The following is a 16,115-nucleotide window of genomic DNA, read 5'->3' as shown; positions in this document are numbered from 1 at the left end:
TGCTCGATTCGGTCGGTACCGGCACGGGCCGAGCCAACGAACGAGAAAGCAGAACAGCCGCCCACCGCGTACTGGTGGGCGGCTGGTCTGCTGTGTTCGATTTGCAGCGCCTGCGGCGCTGCGTGTTCGCGGCCCCGGGAAGTCTCGCGCCCGAGCGACCGAGACTCGCGACTACGTCGCATGCGCTTCGGTCACTCGGCCGCGAGACGGGCCGCGAACGGTGCTCGTAAGACTCGCACCCGGCGGGGTCGGGAGTGACGTGAATTCTTTCTCAGTTGCGCGGTTCAGCGCAGGGATACCGCTTCGGCCGAGCTGAGGAGTTCAGCTCAGGAGGCCGTTCGTTCCTCGGTGAAGCCGGGCATCCAGGTACGGACCAGTTGCATGAACGGCAGTTCCGCGTCGAGTTGCGCCAAGATGCCGACGGAGCCGCCGAGTACGCGGAAGATCATCACGTATTGCGCCGGAAGTTGCAGTGCCCGTGCGGTTTTCATCTCGGGGCTGGAGATTTCGGACGCTTTGCCCGCCACTCGCTGCATCCACCTGCGGGTGAAGTGGAACGAGTCGGCCTGGATCGGGTCGGTGAACGGCCGCAGGTAGTCGGCGATCTCCTGGTGGGTGACCACTCGGCCGGGGATCACCCAGCCGTGGTCGTAGAGCAGTTCGGTGAGTTCGGCGAAGCGCTCCTCGACCGCGAGGGCCAGCATTCGGCCCAGCACCGGGGGAAAACCGTCCGGCATCGGCGCGCAGGCGCCGAAATCGATCACCGCGAGCTTGCCGTCGGGCAGCATCATGAAATTGCCCGGGTGCGGGTCGGCGTGCAGGAGTCCGACGACCTCGGGCGAGGAGAAGTGGAACCGCCCCATCAGCCCCGCGACGCGGTTGCGCAGCGCGCGGGTGCCCTCCGGATCCTCGGCGCCCTGCTTGATGATCGTGGAGACGGGGACACCGTCGAGCCATTCGGTGACGATCACCTTCGGCGCGCTCGCCACCACCTTCGGCACGACGATCTCACCGTGCCCCTCGAAGCCCTTGGCGAAAGCGCGCTGGTTGGCCGCTTCGTTGCGGTAGTCCAGCTCTTCTTCGGTGCGTTCGGTGATCTCGGCGAGAATCGGCTTCACATCCGCGCCGGGGATCACCGAAGCGACCAGACCGGACATCCGGTTCAGTGTCTTCAAGTCCGCGCGCAGCGCCTCGTCGGCGCCCGGGTACTGCACCTTCACCGCGACGGTGCGTCCGTCCGACCACACCGCCCGGTGCACCTGCCCGATGCTGGCCGACGCCGCCGGAGTGTCGTCGAACTCACGGAAGCGGGTGCGCCACTGCGTGCCGAGCTGCTGGTCGAGCACGCGGTGAACGGTCGCGGCCGGCATCGGCGGCGCGGCGGCCTGCAACTTGGTGAGCGCCTCGCGATAGTGCTCGCCGAACTCCTCGGGAACCGCGGCCTCCATCACACTGAGCGCCTGCCCGAACTTCATGGCGCCGCCCTTGAGCTCGCCGAGCACCGTGAACAGCTGCTCGGCGGCCTTCTGATTGAGCTGCGCGTTGATCTCGGACCTGTCGCCTCCGGCGAGCTTCTTGCCGAACCCCACAGCCGCCCGCCCGGCTATGCCGAGCGGAATCTTGGCCAACTTGGCGTTGCGGGACGAGCGACGGCGCACGATCTCAGACACGTACCCATCATGGCGGAAGGACCGGCCGGTCGGCCACGGCAATCTTGATCACGCCCAGCTTTTATAGCCGTGTCTAGGGGAAACAGGAACATGTCGATGCCCGGCGCCGGTCACATCCACGCCGGTCGAGGATCTGGGGAATCCAGATCCAGCTCCGATGTCGTGGCCAACGTGGCCGCTGTGCGCTGGAGTGAGCAGTCGATGACCACCTGCGCTCGCCGAATCGAAGTAGGACACTGGCCGTGTCCTACGAGGACACGGCCCTGCCATCCGTGTATCGCGCCGCGGTCAGATCCCGCGTCCCGCCCGGAGCCCTGCGACGTAGGCCGCTACGGTCCTCAGATCTTGTTCGGACAGGCCGTTGAGGTCGACGATGGCGGCAGGGTTCGCGACCTGCCCGATCGGCGCACCGGCCTCTTCGGACTCCAATCCGGCCTCTGCCAGCAGGGGAGCGGGATCGAGGCCGACGGCCAGTGCCATCGCGCGGAGCGTGTCCGCGGTCGTGGTGGCGGGAACTCGCTCGCCGCCCTTGTACTGGGCACCTCCCTCGACCTGCGTCCACAGGCTTGTGCTGATCTGTGCGATCTTCGCCGCACGTTCCATCGACATCGCCTGTTCCTTGCGGGCGCGCCGCAAAGCGGCGCTGACCTCGCCGGGGATCACCGCACTCCGCTGTCTCACCATGCAGTCAGTGTATCACTCTGCATGCATCGAGCCAGGTCAATACATGTATCAGTGCTGTAGGGCAGTGGCAGCCGATGCGGCTCGGTGCGCCAACGGTTCCTCGTGCATATCGAATCGTTGTGCTGCACCGGTTTGACACGCGTAACCTGTTGCCGTTGTATGCAATTGCAAGTTACTTTGCAAGCAAATGGCAGTAGTCCAGCAGTCCCGCCTAGCGCCCAGCGTGGTGGTGTCGCGTGGGCAACGATCTGAAGGAGCAGGTAATGGCAACGCACGTCGGTGCGTCGGGTCCGCGCGACCCGCACTTCTATATCGATCAAAGTTCGAAGCGAGAGCTGTTGCGGCTGCTTCGGGAAGTGCCGGAACTGGCGGCCGACCTGGTCGATACCCGGACGCGCCAGACGCGGTTCGGCGCCGTCGACTTCCGGACGCGATCCGGTGCGAGAGAACAACGTCTTCCGTTCAACGAGGCGGCTGCCCGGGTGGAAGCGCACCTGCATGCCGTACTCGTGTCGTGGGTGCGGTTCGTCTGCGAAGAGCGGGGCTCCAACTATGCCGGAGGCGACACGATGGGCGAGCTCTCCACGTGGCTCGAACGCAATATAAATGCGCTGGCACTCACTGATGGATCGCAAGGGGCGCTCGAGGAGATTCGCAACGCGTTCGAGGCAGCCGCTTTCGTAGTGTGCTGCCTCGACACACGTCGATGCCGAGCTCGAGCAGGCGAGGTGGTAGTCCGGGCGGCGGTAGGGGAGCGGCCGGCGAAGGACGCGATGCCACTTGGTCTGGACCTAAGCTTCGCCAAGACAGCACATTCGGCCGGAACTCCGACGAATACGTCACCTTCTATCATGGGACTTCTGTCGAGTATGCTGCAAACATCAGACAAGGGATAGACCTTGAGCGCGGACGTGGCGACTTGGATTTCGGTCAGGGCTTCTACACCACTACGCGCCTACAGCAGGCGCAGCAGTGGGCGCACCGCCTCTTCGATGCCCCGGTGGTGTTAACGTTCCGAATTCCGGTTAGCGATATACAGAAATTGAACCGCTTGGTCTTCGATAAGCCGGACGAGACCTGGGTTCGGTTTGTCGAAAGGCATCGTAGCGGCCGTGCCTTACATGACTACGACCTGGTAGAGGGGCCTTACATTGCGAATCCTCAACAGTTCAAAATTGGAGCTGTGCCAGTTGCCAAAGGGCAACAGTCCTCGTGGCACTCGCCGGTCACGGTAGAATTACTAATGAAAGGGCTGGTAGATTGAAAGGGAGGCTTGGAGATGCCTGCATTCTCATTCCAGATGGACGAGGCGGCGAGTGCGCTGATCTGGGATATCGTGCGTGAAATGATGGAGAGATTTCAGATAACAGAAGAGGAGGCCATTATAAGGATTAATTCGAGATTTCGCGGTCTGGCACTGACCGAGTATGATATAATTTTCCACGAAGATTCGAAATTCTGGGCCAAAGACATAATGTACGGTCATACCTTTTGGTGGAAGAACGAATCGGAGGCTGAAAGAATCCCGCTCGATAGCTTGCTTGACGATAGTTCAGAACAGTAAAGTTGGCACCGAGGCACACGGTAAACTATAGTCTTTTCGGCGTGGTCGACTCCGGTTAAGATTGATCCCGCCGGGCATAAGAGTCTCCCTCGGAGCGGGGGCGTATGTGGTGTTTTGGCATAGAACCGTCCCGCGTGCTATTAACTACTTCAGATATCGATCGGCCGATGCAGGACGGCGGACCGGGCGTTGGTCACATCACTACCGGGAAAGGGAAAGATTGCTTGTGGATAGCGATCGGCTGGAAAAAGTTCGGCAGAAGTATGCCCCGAGTGTGGGAGTACGACAATCTCATTGGATTTCCGCGTGACCAGTGGATTGAGATGTTGTCCGCCCCGGTCGAATCGTATCCTGACGTAAACTTCCTTCCGGTGGAGATGTCGGTTGTCTACACCGCGCAACTGGACGGTGAAGATTTCGAGTTGTTCGATCAGCTCAACCTTCGAGCAGACGGCAGCTGGGACGAGGTACTGTCCTTGTTGGTGATCGGCGCGGTGCCTGCGGCTCCCGGCTCGATGCTGTTCGGTTTCGATGTGACAGGTGGTCGAGTGGTACTGCTCGGCGTCGAATCCGGCACTCTGGAGTTGGTGAATTCGAGTTTCCGGGCTTTGACCGAGTTTCTCTATCACTACGCATGCTTCATCGACGAAGACACCGGCCCCGTCGGCCGCGCCGCACGAGCAACGACTTTGCAGTCATCTCTGGTGAAAATTGATCCGGGCGCCTTCGCCAGTCGCGAGTCGTGGTGGTCGATAGCCCTGTCGAAGCTCGGAGCGCCGACATTCGGATGAGTTCCATACATCGCCTTCAAGGGTACGCATATTTTTACGACGGAACGCGGATTCGATCAGAGGTGCTGAATTGGTAGACGGACTGTCGGATCGGACCGCTCGTCTGCGCGCGTTCCTTGCACAGCGACCGGACAGTATTCGCGCTGGGGATCTCCCACCAGGAACGAGTTCGAGTGAAGCCGACGAGCTACCTTCCGACCTCGACGTCCTCCTGTCGATCACCGACGGCCCGCGGTGTGGGACCGTTGTTCTATTTTCAAGGGCGGAGATCGCCGATTCGCAATACTATGCCGATATTCTGGACGGCGGACGCGAGCGCTGGCTGAGTATCGGGACTTACGACGGGACCCCTCTGATGCTCGAGCGAAGCTCTGGCGGCATCTACTGGGGCGAGCATGATGATGCTGAATTAGCTCAGATGGCGACGAGTATCCTGGTGTTTTTCAGAGACTACTTGATAGGCCCCGGGTATTCCGCACTTGCAGTACCGGAAAATGACGAGTGGCAGAAGGTTCTCGTGGAGCTCGAGCTGGCGGTGTCGACCGGCCGTGGTAGGCGGGGTTGAGAGGAACCGGATAGAGCGGCGGCGGTCGCTGACCATGCGGCGGTGGTGGAGTGGGTGTCGTTGCCTGCGTATACCACCGACCGACATAGAAACGAGTAAGCCGTGATGCGTATGAGAGCTATATGATTTCGAGCACATTATCTTGACTTGACGTGCCGCGCCCGCTGGCGGGCGATTTCAATACCTGAACGCACGGCCAGTAACATGAGATCCGTACCCGGATGGGCGCAGTTGTTTCACTGATCGAGGGGTGGGCCGTGGCGGATTCCGTTGACGCCTTTGGTTCTGGCGGACTGCACGACGCAGCTGGTGCTCAGCCTGAGCTCCAGCACGAGGGGTCATCGATGGATTCGGCAGCATCGGCCGGCATGAGAGCGGCCTACCTTGTGGACCGTGGGCATGTCGATCTGTCTCAGGTCTGTGCCTCCGATCGTGGCGTTGTGATCGATCATCTCGCCCGCCTCCATGTCAGAAGATCCGCGGTTCAACCCGTCCTGGCGAACCCGCTGTCTGCGCCCAATGGTGACGGGCAGGCGCACACGTTCTAGCGTCCCGCACATCGGGCCGGTTCGGTCCGCTCCGACGAGCGGTTCCGTCCGTGTCTGCGGCGGGAGTGGGACGGGGGCGTTCGATGGTTTGACAGTCCTCTGGTACCGATTCGAAGGGAGCGCAAGATTTTCGATGCCCGTGAACATGCGTTCCAGCTCGGCATCAGGGTTGACGCGGCTCCGCTGACCGAAGTCACCGTCTTCTGGTCGGGAGTGGAGCGTTGTGTGCTCTTCCAAGCCGACCTGCCGGAGCCGCGCCGAAACGAGGCGATCGCGCACGGTGTCGTCCACGTCGAACTCGCCGAGGAGGAGTACGCGGCGGGCGCTCTGCTCGGGATGAACCCACGCCTCCGGGTCGAGGCGATGGTCGATGACATCGTGTCACGCCGGTTGATCCCACTGCCGGACCTGCACGATGCCCTCGCACTCGCCGCTACGGTCCCTGAGGTGGCTGCGGCGCTCGGCGTCTCGCAGTACCTCCTCGCTGAACGCTTGCGCAACATGTCCGAAGACGAAGCCCGGCTCATCAGCACGCCGCTGCTCGACCGGCTGGGCTGGGTGCCCGGACTGGGAGAAAAGCACCATCGAGTGTGCCTGTGGCCTACGCCCGGTTCCGGCGATCTACTGCGCCGAATCAGCGCTCGCTGAACAATCTCCGGCGGCATACCGTCGCCACGCACATGCCCGGTCATCGGCGCATGTCCTCCTACCCGCTCCGTCGAACGCGTTGCCTCCCGCCTTGCCCTTCCCCTTTGCGGTAGTAGGAACGCGATCCGGAGCGCGCTGAGGTTCCTTCCCCGGCTGCCCCTGGCCGGGGAGGGAACCTCCCCTTCCCATTCCCCGGACCGGACGCCTGCGCGCACCGTGGGCTGAACGTCACCGATCCGCCGCTCGACGGCAGGGGCCCTGAGCTGGTTTCGATTCTCCGGCGGAGGTCTGGTGCGGGGCGGAGTGAATCGACTACAGAAAGGCTGAACGACCCATGTCTTGGACAGGTGATCCCGTGTGGCTCGCAGATGTACTCCGAGAGGAAGGACTGCGGGTTGTCGAGTTCTCCGACTGGCGCGAGCGCGGCCACGGCGATTTCGGCGAAATCTGGGGTGTGATCGCCCATCACACGGGCGGGTCACGCACGCCCCCGTCGGAAATCGCTTATGGATTACCGACATTGGAAGGCCCCCTTTCGCAGCTGCATCTGGCCCAGGACGGCACTGTGACAGTGGTGGCCGCAGGTGTCGCTTGGCACGCGGGCCTCGGATCGTGGCCGGGCTTGCCGGAGGACGACGCCAACTATCACACGATCGGCATCGAGGCCGCCAACAACGGCACCGAGGGCTGGTCGACAGCGCAATACGACGCCTATGTGGGTTGTTGCGCGGCGATTCTGCGCAGGCTCGGGCACGGGGCTGATCGCGTAATCGGCCACAAGGAATGGGCCGGGCCCAAACAAGGAAAGTGGGATCCCGGCGCCATGGATATGGATCAATTCCGCGCGGATGTCGCGGTTCGATTGAAAGGCGGTGCGCTGATGGCGCTTTCCGAGCTGGAGCAACGCGAATTGCTCGACAAGTTGCGCAGGGTGCATTTCGAGTTGACCTACGGCTTCCAGTCGAGGGTCGCCGACTCGGAATACCGCGACACCGTGGCGGGATACGTGCTCAATGCCGACGCAGCCGATTACCGCACCGAGCAGCGGTTGAAGGCACTGGAACTCAAGATCGATCGACTGCTGACCGCAGCACAGGAGAAACTCTGATGCGCATCCATGGATTGCCCGAGCCCGCGCTGATCCGCTCGGTGCTGGTCGCGCTCACCGGCGTCCTCGCCTATCTGCTCGGCCACAAGATCGACACCGGATGGATCGAGACGGTGTTGACCATCTATGGCCTGCTGACCCCGGTCGTTGCCGGCGCGCTGATCCGCCCCGTGGTGACACCCGTGGCCCACCAGGACGGGCGTTGACGGTGCCCGTATGGTTCGATCCGGAATTGGTTCAGGCGTCCGGAATGGCGATGGCCTCGGTGATCGGCGCGATCACCGCGTGGCAGGCTCGGGAGGTCAGCAAACTCCGCGCCAGGGTTGAGTCGTTAGAGGCGCAGGCGGTGGACGACAAAAAGCGTTTCCGTGACGCGATCCGACTGATCCGCGCACTCCAGGACCACATCGACGAACTGCGCCTCTTCCTGCGTATCCACGTGCCCGGTCAGGAGCCGCCGGAGGCGCGTTACAAGATACCGCCGTCGCTCGAAGAGGAGATCTGAGGGCATCCGACACACGACCGGGGATGCGAAGCGGACGACGGCTGCTCGGGTCGAGCAGACCCTGATGCGGCGGTGGTCGCTACTTCCGCCCGGGTGCGGATTGATGCTTCGCGCGCCCTTACCGATTGCCACTCCCACGCTGGTTCTGCCACGTTTTGACTCGGATAACGCAACAGGCCATTTCGTGGCGCCAGTATCTGAGAGGAGGTGAAAAATGCTGACCGTTATCGCAGACATTGTCAAGTTGATCAGTGACCTGATCCCGCTATTGCTGCCATTGTTCGGACTGTGAGACGCGCAGTGCCGAAACAGGGCAGGTACGCCGATGCGCCGCAAATAATCGAGTGGCCATCACCGTCGTTTCGGCTGTGCTTGCGGCCCCTCGCCGCAACCGGCCACCGTCGACTCGAATCGCGACCTCGATCGAGTTCTGCGCACCACGGAGCGGGGGCCGGGCCACCGCGTCATCGCATCCCGGATCGCCGCCGTCCCCGAGTTCGCCGCGTAGCGTGAACGGGGTCGGCGGCCTCCGGGCTGTCGATCGGCTCCCGGCAACTTGCTCAGGCCGGCTTCAGAAGTCGTGTTCCGCGGAAACGTGCGCGCAGCCGCAGTTGGGGTGGCGGTCCCATCCGCGGCGGTCGAGGGTGTGGGAATCCAGGTCCAGTTCGAGGGTCGCGTTCAAGGTGGCGGGGGCTCGGCGGGGGGAGCATTCGATGATCGTCTCTAGTTCGGTGAGGGCGATTGCCGTGGTGGCGGCTATTCCGGCGGGGGAGGCGTGGCCGACGCGGCCGAGGAGTTGGGCGGCGAGGTGGGGCCAGTCGGTGTCGTTCTGCGCGCGGATCAGGTCGGCGCAGCGCAGGCAGCTGGTGACGCCCGGGAGCACCAGGGGGCCGACGACGCCCTTGCTGTCTCGGATGCGCAGCTGAAGATGCGGTATCCGGTGCAGGACCAGGTCGGCCACCAGACGGGGATCGGGCATCAGCGTGTCGGCCAGCACTACGAGATCCGCTCCCCAGGACCGCACCGTCGCCGGACCGGACGGGTAATCCCGGGAACGGCTCGGCCGCATACCTAGTGCCCGCAAGCCGGCCGACACCGCGTCCGACAGCGGGCCGAGGCCGTGCACTCGCACCGCTCGCACCTGCCCGGCCCGCTCCTCGGGGTGGTCGAGCAGTCCGGCTTCGTCGACCAGCGTGAGCAATGCCACGGCGCGTTCGGCATCGATGCCGCACTCGCCGGCGCGCCAGATGATCTGCGGCTTGGTGCGCAGACCGTCGAGCAGACGGAGGAAAGCGACGACGGTCTCGGCGTCCATGCCGTCCGGATCGAGCACCACCGCGGTCTCCGGATCGCATCCGAGCTGGACGACACCGGTCGGGCGGACCAGGACGGTCACCCTCGGGCGCAATCGCGGACCGCGACACATCGTTGTCATGTCATCAGTATGCGGTTCGCGCGCGCCGCTACCGGTGCCGAAATCCTCGGTTATCCACAGGATTTCGCGTCATCCACAGCCCGGATCAGGACGATGTGCCGCCTTCTTCGCCCTGGTCGGCCCCGCTGTCGTCGTCCTTGCCCTCGCGTGCGGCGCGCTCACGAGCCTCGGTTTCGGCCAACTGCGCCAGCGGGTCGTCGAAGACGGTGGCGCCGCCGCCGATGACCGAGTCGATGAAACCGGCGGGGGAGTCCAGGTCGTCGGAATCCGGCAGCAGGTCCGGGTGCGCCCACACGCGGTCGCGGGCGGTCAGGCCCGCGTCGCTGGTGAGCCTGCGCCACAGCGCCGCCGCCTCGCGCAGCTTGCGCGGACGCAACTCCAGCCCGACCAGCGTGGCGAAGGTCTGTTCCGCGGGCCCGCCGGTGGCGCGCCGCCTGCGCAGCGTCTCCGCCAGCGCGCCGGCGCCGGGCAGACGGTCGCCCACGGCGTCGGCGACGACCACCTGCACCCAGCCCTCGATGAGCGCCAGCAGCGTTTCCAGCCGCTCCAGCGCCTGCTTCTGCTCGGGTGTGGTCTGCGGCTCGAACGTGCCCTGGGCCAGGATCTCCTCGAGCTTCGACGGGTCGGTCAGCGACATCGGATCGATGTTCTGCGCGGCCTGCTCCATCGCGGAGAAGTCCATCCGGATGCCGCGCGCGTAGTCCTCGACCGCGCCGAGCACCTGCTGACGCAGCCACGGCACGTGCGCGAACAGCCGCTGGTGGGCGGCCTCACGCGCGGCGAGGAACACCAGGATCTCGCTTTCCGGCTGCTCCAGTCCGGCGCTGAACTCCGAGATCGCGCTCGGCAGCAGCGCCGCGGTGCCGGTGGGGCCGAGCGGGAGACCGATGTCGGTGGAGGTCAGCACCTCTTTGGCGAGCTGGCCGAGCGCTTGGCCGAGCTGCGATCCGAAGGCCAAGCCGCCCATCTGGCCGAGCATGCCGACCATCGGCGCGGCGAATTGCCTGGCCTCCTCCGGCAGCGCCGCGGTCCACATGCCCGAGATCTGCTCGGCGACCGGGTCGCACAGCCGCTGCCAGGTGGGCAGGGTCTGCTCGATCCAGTCGTTGGCGGTCCACGCGACCGTCTTGGTGGCGCCGGCGGGCAGGGTGGTCGCGCTGTCGAGCCAGAGTTCGGCGAGGTGCGCGGCATCGGCCACCGCGCTCGCGGCGCCCGAGCTCACCGGGGCGACGGCCGAGCCGAGCTGCTGGCGGGCCAGCCGCTTGGCGACGTCGTAGTTCACCGGCCCGGCCTGCGCCGAGCCCGGTTGCCCCATGCCACTGAGCATCTGGCCGAGCGAGGTCAGCATCTGCCCGAGCTGCGCCGGGTCGAATCCGCCCGCGCCGGACCCACCGATACCGAAACCGAACGGATCGTTCGGGCCGGGACCGCTCGGCTCGTCACCGCGCTTGTGATCGTCGTCGTCGCGGTTCGAGAATCCGAAGGGGAGGTCGTTCATGGTCTTCACGTTACGCGGGTAGCACAGCATCCCTGTGTTCGCGCGGCGCGAAATCGGCGGCGGCGCGGCGGGCCGAAATGACCGCCTCCGGCCACTCCGGCGCCCGGCTGTCACTACTGTGGTCCGGGTGAATCGTCGGATCCTCACCCTGGTGGCCGCCCTGATCCCGGTCCTCGTGCTCGGTGTCGTCGGCAGTGTGCTGACTGTGCCGTTCGTCGCACTCGGGCCCGGTCCCACCTTCAACACCCTCGGCACGGTGGACGGCAAGGACGTCGTCGACGTGCGGGGCACCGAGGTCGATCCGACCACGGGCCATCTCAACATGACCACGGTGTCGGTGCGTGACGGGCTGAGCATCTTCGAGGCGTTCGGCTTCTGGGCCAGCGGAAAGCACGGCCTGGTGCCGCGCTCGGAGGTCTACCCGCCCAACGTCTCGCGGGAGGAGATCGACAAGTCCAACCAGGAGGACTTCAAGAACTCCGAGGGCAACGCCGAGGTCGCCGCCCTGCACTACCTGAACCTGCCCACGGTCGTGCTGCTGCGCAAGGTGGCCGACGACGGGCCCGCCCGTGACGCGCTGCGCGCCGGTGACGAACTGATCAGCATCAACGGCACGCCCGTGACGACGCCGAAGGACGTCGTCACGGCGGTCGGAGCCCAAGCGCCGGGCAGCACGCTGACCGTGGTGTTCCGCCGCGACAACGCCGAGCAGACCGCGACGATCGTGCTCGGCGCCCGCCCGGACGACCCGGCCAAGGGCTACCTGGGCGTGACGCCGGGTGAAGGCGCCCGGCCGCCGCTGGAGGTCGCGTTCAACCTCGCCGACATCGGAGGTCCGTCGGCGGGCCTGATGTTCAGCTTGGCCCTGATCGACAAGCTCACCCCTGGCGAGCTGGACGGCGGCAAGTTCGTCGCCGGTACCGGGACCATCGATCAGGACGGCAAGGTCGGGCCGATCGGCGGTATCCAGTACAAGATGATGGCCGCGCGGGAAGCGGGCGCGGAGACGTTCCTCGTCCCCGCCGCCAACTGCGACGAAGCCAGGCAGCGGACTCCCGACGGTCTGCGGCTGGTGCGCATCGAGAACCTCAGCGGCGCGGTGCAGTCGCTCAACGAGATCAACACCGGCAAGGAACCGGCCAGCTGCGGGTGACGCGGCACCGGGATGGCGGTGATCCGCACCGGTAGCCACGCGGGTGCACTCCGCGACCGCGGCGCGATCCCGGCCGGTGAGCGCTGCCCGCGCGATCCCAGCGGAGTGGGGCTGTGGCTCCTCGAGGTCTGGCGTTAGTTCACTCGAGCGTGTGGTGCAGCGCCTCGACGAGGTTCGGCGCCAGGTTCGGATAGGTGCGCAGGTCGAGGTCGCCGAAGTCGTCCGCGTCGTCCTCGGGGCGCAGCTGCAACAGGCACAGCGACGCGCCGTCGCGCAGCACCGCGGCGAACAACCGGGCCTCCCTGCGCTCCGGGTGCGCTTCGGCGGCGGCGCGCGCGGCCGCGTCGGCGGCGTCGTGATCGGCCAGCAGCGGGGCGAGCGCGTCGTCGAGGGTCGACTCGGCGTCCGGCGGGAGCACCACGATCTCCTGCACCAGCACGCACCCGCGGACGGCGGGCGGCCAGCTGGTGGTGGCCAGGAATTCGTCCAAGGCGATCGAGCCGCCGGTGATGTCGTCCGGGAACGCCTCCTGGGCGACCGGCGTCAGCTCGCCGCCCTCGTCGAGCTGATCCTCCAGTTCCGGCTGCGCCGCGACCAGGTCGGCGGTCGGCACCAAGGCGAACATCTGCGGGGGACGGCCCCACCCCTCGGCATCGACGAATTCCGCCACCTCCCGGACGGATCGGGCAAGGACGAGTTCGGCGTGCAGGTCTGGGGTCACGCGAACATCCAACCAAACCGCAGGCGCACGCAGCCGCGAACCCGGGCGATCGGTTCCCCGGCGCGGCAAGCGCAACCCTGCCAGCTGCATGGTGTCCGATTTCCGTAGAGTGGGCCGGGACGGTCCGGAAGGACCACCCGCAACATCGGACTGCGGCGCATCGGCCGGGCCTCTCGGTGCGAGCGTCGCCGGACCTTGGAGAGTGGCATCGTGGGCATGCGGCCCCCCACCGGCTTACCTTCGCTGTCCCGACGCAGCCGTGTGCTGCTGGTGGCGGCCATCGTGCTCGCGGCGTTGCTGCTGCTCGGGCCGCGGTTGACGGACACCTACACGAATTGGCTGTGGTTCGGCGAGGTCGGCTTCCGCAACGTGTATCTCACGGTGCTGCGGACCCGCGTGCTGCTATTCCTCGTCGTGGCGGCCTTCGTCGGACTCGTGGTCTGGCTGGCGCTGCTGCTGGCCTACCGCTCCAGGCCGGTGTTCGTGCCGGTGGCGGGCCCGAACGATCCGATCGCGCGCTACCGCACCACCGTGATGAGCAGGCTGCGGCTGTTCGGCGTCGGCATCCCGGTGCTGCTGGGCCTGCTGTCGGGTCTGGTGGCGCAGTCGAACTGGGTGACGGTGCAGCTGTTCCTCAACGGCGGATCGTTCGGTGAGAAGGACCCGGAGTTCGGCCTCGACGTCGGCTTCTACGCCTTCGACCTGCCCTTCTACCGCATGGTGCTGAACTGGCTTTTCGTCGCGGTGGTCATCGCGTTCTTCGCCAGCCTGGTCACCCACTACGTCTTCGGCGGGTTGCGCCTGAGCGGCCGCGAGGGCACGCTCACCCGCCCGGCGCGCATCCAGCTCGCCGTGCTGGCCGGGTTGTTCGTGCTGCTCAAGGCCATCGCCTACTGGTTCGACCGGTACGAACTGCTCTCCAGCAGCCGCAAGGAACCCACCTTCACCGGCGGTTCGTACACCGACATCAACGCGGTGCTGCCCGCCAAGCTGATCCTGCTGTCCATCGCGGTGATCTGCGCGCTGGCCTTCTTCGCCGGCATCGTGCTGCGCGATCTGCGGGTGCCGGCGATGGCCGCCGCCCTGCTGGTGCTGTCCTCGATCCTGGTCGGCGCGGTGTGGCCGCTGGTGGTCGAACAGTTCTCGGTGCGTCCGAACGCCGCGGACAAGGAGAGCGAGTACATCGAACGCAATATCGCCGCGACCAGGCAGGCGTTCGGCATCACCGACGACAGGATCGATTACAAGGACTACAAGGGCGAGAGCAGCAAGAGCCCGCTCGAGGTGCCGGTGGACGCTGCGACCATCGGCAACGCCAGGCTGCTCGACCCGAACATCCTCTCGCCCACTTTCACCCAGCTGCGCCAGCTGAAGAACTTCTACGGCTTCCCGGAGTCGCTGGACATCGACCGCTACAACCTCGACGGTGACGTACAGGACTACATCGTCGCCGCCCGCGAGCTCTCGCCCGCGGCGCTGAGCGGCAACCAGACCGACTGGATCAACCGGCACACCGTGTACACCCACGGCAACGGCTTCGTCGCCGCGCCGGCCAACCGGGTGAACAAGCCGCCGTCGGACGATCCGAACGCCGCTGGGGGCAGCGGTGACGGCGGTTACCCGATCTTCATGGTGAGCGACCTGTTCACGCCCGCGGACAAGCAGCGGATCAAGGTGGACCAGCCGCGCGTCTACTTCGGCGAGCTGATCTCGCAGGCGAACCCGGACTACGCGATCGTCGGCGCGATGGACGGTCAGCGTCCGCGCGAGTACGACTCCGACACCGCGCAGTACACCTACACCGGCAAGGGCGGCGTGCCGATCGGCAACTGGTTCAACCGCCTGGCCTTCGCGGCCAAGTACGCCGAGCGCAACATCCTGTTCTCCTCGGCCATCGGCGACGACTCCAAGATCATCTTCAACCGCAGCCCGCGCGAGCGGGTGCAGAAGGTCGCGCCCTGGCTGACCACCGACGGCAACGCCTACCCCGCAGTGGTCGGCGGACGCATCGTCTGGATCGTGGACGCCTACACCACGCTGGACAACTACCCGTACGCGCAGACCACCTCGCTGGAGGGCGCGCTGGAGGACAGCATCGACAAGAAGACCGGGCGCCTGCTGCCGCGCAAGGAGGTCAGCTACATCCGCAACTCGGTGAAGGCGACGGTCGACGCGTACGACGGCAGCGTCACCCTCTACGAGGTGGACTCGTCGGATCCGGTGCTGAAGGCCTGGCGCGGAGTGTTCCCCGGCGCGGTGAAGCCGGAGAGCGAGATCTCGCCGGAGCTGCGGGCGCACTTCCGCTATCCGGAGGATCTCTTCAAGGTCCAGCGCGAGATGCTGTCGAAGTATCACGTGGACGATCCCCGGGAGTTCTTCACCAACAACGCGTTCTGGTCGGTTCCCGCCGACCCGACCACCGAGGGCGGGACCACCGCCAACCAGCCGCCGTATTACGTGCTGCTGGGCGATCCGAAAACGAACAAGCCCACGTTCAATTTGACCAGCGCGATGACCGGCTACAACCGGCCCTATCTCGCGGCCTATATCTCGGTGCGTTCCGACCCGGACGGCTACGGCAAATTCACGATTCTTCGATTGCCCACGGACACACAGACATTGGGTCCGCAGCAGACGCAGAACCGGATGACGACCTCGCCGGAGGTGTCGCGGGAGAAAACGCTGCTGTCCAATTCGAACAAGATCAAATATGGCAATCTGCTGACCTTGCCGGTCGCCGACGGCGGCATTCTCTATGTGGAGCCGTTCTACAACGAACGCAACACCGGCCCGAACACGGCGACCTTCCCGCAGCTGCTGCGGGTGCTGGTGAGCTACCGGGACGAGGCGGGCAACGTCAAGGTGGGCTACGCCTCGACGTTGGCGGATGCGCTGAACCAGGTGATCCCCGGTGCGGGCGCGCTGGCGACGCCGTTCGGCGGCGACTCGGGCACCAGGCCCAAGCCCGGCACCACTCCGGCGCCCGCCGAGCAGGGCAACAACGGGACGAGCAACGCCTCGACCCCGCCGCCCGCCTCGGTGCCGCCGCCGGCGACGGGCTCGTCCGCCGCCAAGGACGCCGCCGCGGCCGAACTCAACCGCAAGATCGAGAATGCGCGTAATGCCATGCGCAGCGGGAATTTCCAGGACTTCGGCCGGGCGCTGGACGAACTGGAAGCCGCCGTCAAGGCGTACCAGGACGCCGGTCGCTGAGTAGCGCCCGTT

16 protein-coding genes are annotated in these 16,115 nt (G+C 65.6%); 11 read left to right on the top strand and 5 right to left on the bottom strand.

Annotated elements, in window-relative coordinates; translation table 11 throughout:
• Positions 1–326: 326 nt before the first annotated feature.
• Both NB3_RS07365 and NB3_RS07360 read right to left on the bottom strand, forming a co-directional pair.
• The gene (locus NB3_RS07365) at positions 327–1,670 is read right to left on the bottom strand and encodes an ABC1 kinase family protein (protein ID WP_067798339.1); all 1,344 of its coding nucleotides are present in this window, start codon (positions 1,668–1,670) and stop codon (positions 327–329) included.
• A 288-nt stretch (positions 1,671–1,958) separates the two neighbouring features.
• On the bottom strand, positions 1,959–2,354 hold the full coding sequence (locus NB3_RS07360) for a helix-turn-helix domain-containing protein (protein ID WP_067798336.1): 396 nt from the start codon (positions 2,352–2,354) through the stop codon (positions 1,959–1,961).
• 236 nt (positions 2,355–2,590) lie between these two features.
• On the opposite strand from NB3_RS07360, the gene NB3_RS36055 reads away from it, so the two are divergent.
• From NB3_RS36055 to NB3_RS07325, 9 genes are all read left to right on the top strand, one after another.
• Complete coding sequence (locus NB3_RS36055) at positions 2,591–3,250, top strand: hypothetical protein (protein WP_244891795.1); 660 nt, start codon at positions 2,591–2,593, stop codon at positions 3,248–3,250.
• Positions 3,235–3,618 carry a DUF3990 domain-containing protein gene (locus tag NB3_RS36780; protein ID WP_371855883.1) on the top strand — a complete coding sequence of 128 codons (384 nt, stop codon included), beginning with the start codon at positions 3,235–3,237 and terminating at the stop codon, positions 3,616–3,618. Before NB3_RS36055 ends, NB3_RS36780 begins: the two co-directional genes overlap by 16 nt.
• A gap of 15 nt (positions 3,619–3,633) precedes the next feature.
• Complete coding sequence (locus tag NB3_RS07355; protein ID WP_067798331.1) at positions 3,634–3,918, top strand: hypothetical protein; 285 nt, start codon at positions 3,634–3,636, stop codon at positions 3,916–3,918.
• Positions 3,919–4,085: 167 nt separating this feature from the next.
• Positions 4,086–4,709, top strand: coding sequence for an SUKH-4 family immunity protein (locus tag NB3_RS07350; protein WP_169810650.1), 624 nt, complete (start codon positions 4,086–4,088; stop codon positions 4,707–4,709).
• Positions 4,710–4,779: 70 nt separating this feature from the next.
• Positions 4,780–5,274, top strand: coding sequence for a hypothetical protein (locus NB3_RS07345; protein ID WP_067798325.1), 495 nt, complete (start codon positions 4,780–4,782; stop codon positions 5,272–5,274).
• A 773-nt stretch (positions 5,275–6,047) separates the two neighbouring features.
• Positions 6,048–6,470, top strand: coding sequence for a hypothetical protein (locus tag NB3_RS07340; protein ID WP_067798322.1), 423 nt, complete (start codon positions 6,048–6,050; stop codon positions 6,468–6,470).
• Between the two features lie 334 nt (positions 6,471–6,804).
• Positions 6,805–7,578: an N-acetylmuramoyl-L-alanine amidase gene (locus NB3_RS07335; RefSeq protein WP_084485899.1), complete on the top strand. Its 774-nt coding sequence runs from the start codon at positions 6,805–6,807 to the stop codon at positions 7,576–7,578.
• Positions 7,578–7,784, top strand: a complete 207-nt coding sequence (locus NB3_RS07330) for a hypothetical protein (RefSeq protein ID WP_067798316.1) — start codon at positions 7,578–7,580, stop codon at positions 7,782–7,784. The genes NB3_RS07335 and NB3_RS07330 overlap by 1 nt, the downstream gene beginning before the upstream one ends.
• The gene (locus NB3_RS07325) at positions 7,781–8,083 is read left to right on the top strand and encodes a hypothetical protein (protein WP_157111588.1); all 303 of its coding nucleotides are present in this window, start codon (positions 7,781–7,783) and stop codon (positions 8,081–8,083) included. The genes NB3_RS07330 and NB3_RS07325 overlap by 4 nt, the downstream gene beginning before the upstream one ends.
• A gap of 571 nt (positions 8,084–8,654) precedes the next feature.
• Here the strand turns inward: NB3_RS07325 and NB3_RS07320 are convergent.
• A complete protein-coding gene (locus tag NB3_RS07320) occupies positions 8,655–9,518 on the bottom strand; it encodes a hypothetical protein (RefSeq protein WP_067798310.1) in 864 nt (287 codons plus the stop codon).
• A gap of 85 nt (positions 9,519–9,603) precedes the next feature.
• Positions 9,604–11,016: a zinc-dependent metalloprotease gene (locus tag NB3_RS07315; protein WP_067798552.1), complete on the bottom strand. Its 1,413-nt coding sequence runs from the start codon at positions 11,014–11,016 to the stop codon at positions 9,604–9,606.
• Positions 11,017–11,143: 127 nt separating this feature from the next.
• Between NB3_RS07315 and NB3_RS07310 the strand changes: the two genes are divergently transcribed.
• Positions 11,144–12,169: a YlbL family protein gene (locus tag NB3_RS07310; RefSeq protein ID WP_218020539.1), complete on the top strand. Its 1,026-nt coding sequence runs from the start codon at positions 11,144–11,146 to the stop codon at positions 12,167–12,169.
• Positions 12,170–12,308: 139 nt separating this feature from the next.
• On the opposite strand, the gene NB3_RS07305 is transcribed toward NB3_RS07310, so the two are convergent.
• Entirely contained in the window at positions 12,309–12,890 is a 582-nt protein-coding gene (locus tag NB3_RS07305; RefSeq protein WP_067798304.1) for a PPA1309 family protein, read from the bottom strand.
• 210 nt (positions 12,891–13,100) lie between these two features.
• Between NB3_RS07305 and NB3_RS07300 the strand changes: the two genes are divergently transcribed.
• Positions 13,101–16,103 carry a UPF0182 family protein gene (locus NB3_RS07300; protein ID WP_067798548.1) on the top strand — a complete coding sequence of 1,001 codons (3,003 nt, stop codon included), beginning with the start codon at positions 13,101–13,103 and terminating at the stop codon, positions 16,101–16,103.
• The last annotated feature ends 12 nt before the right edge of the window (positions 16,104–16,115 follow it).

Origin of the sequence: Nocardia beijingensis NBRC 16342 (genome assembly GCF_001612785.1) — a bacterium.
Taxonomy (GTDB): Bacteria; Actinomycetota; Actinomycetes; order Mycobacteriales; family Mycobacteriaceae; genus Nocardia; species Nocardia beijingensis.
This window is presented reverse-complemented; position numbering and strand designations above follow the sequence as displayed.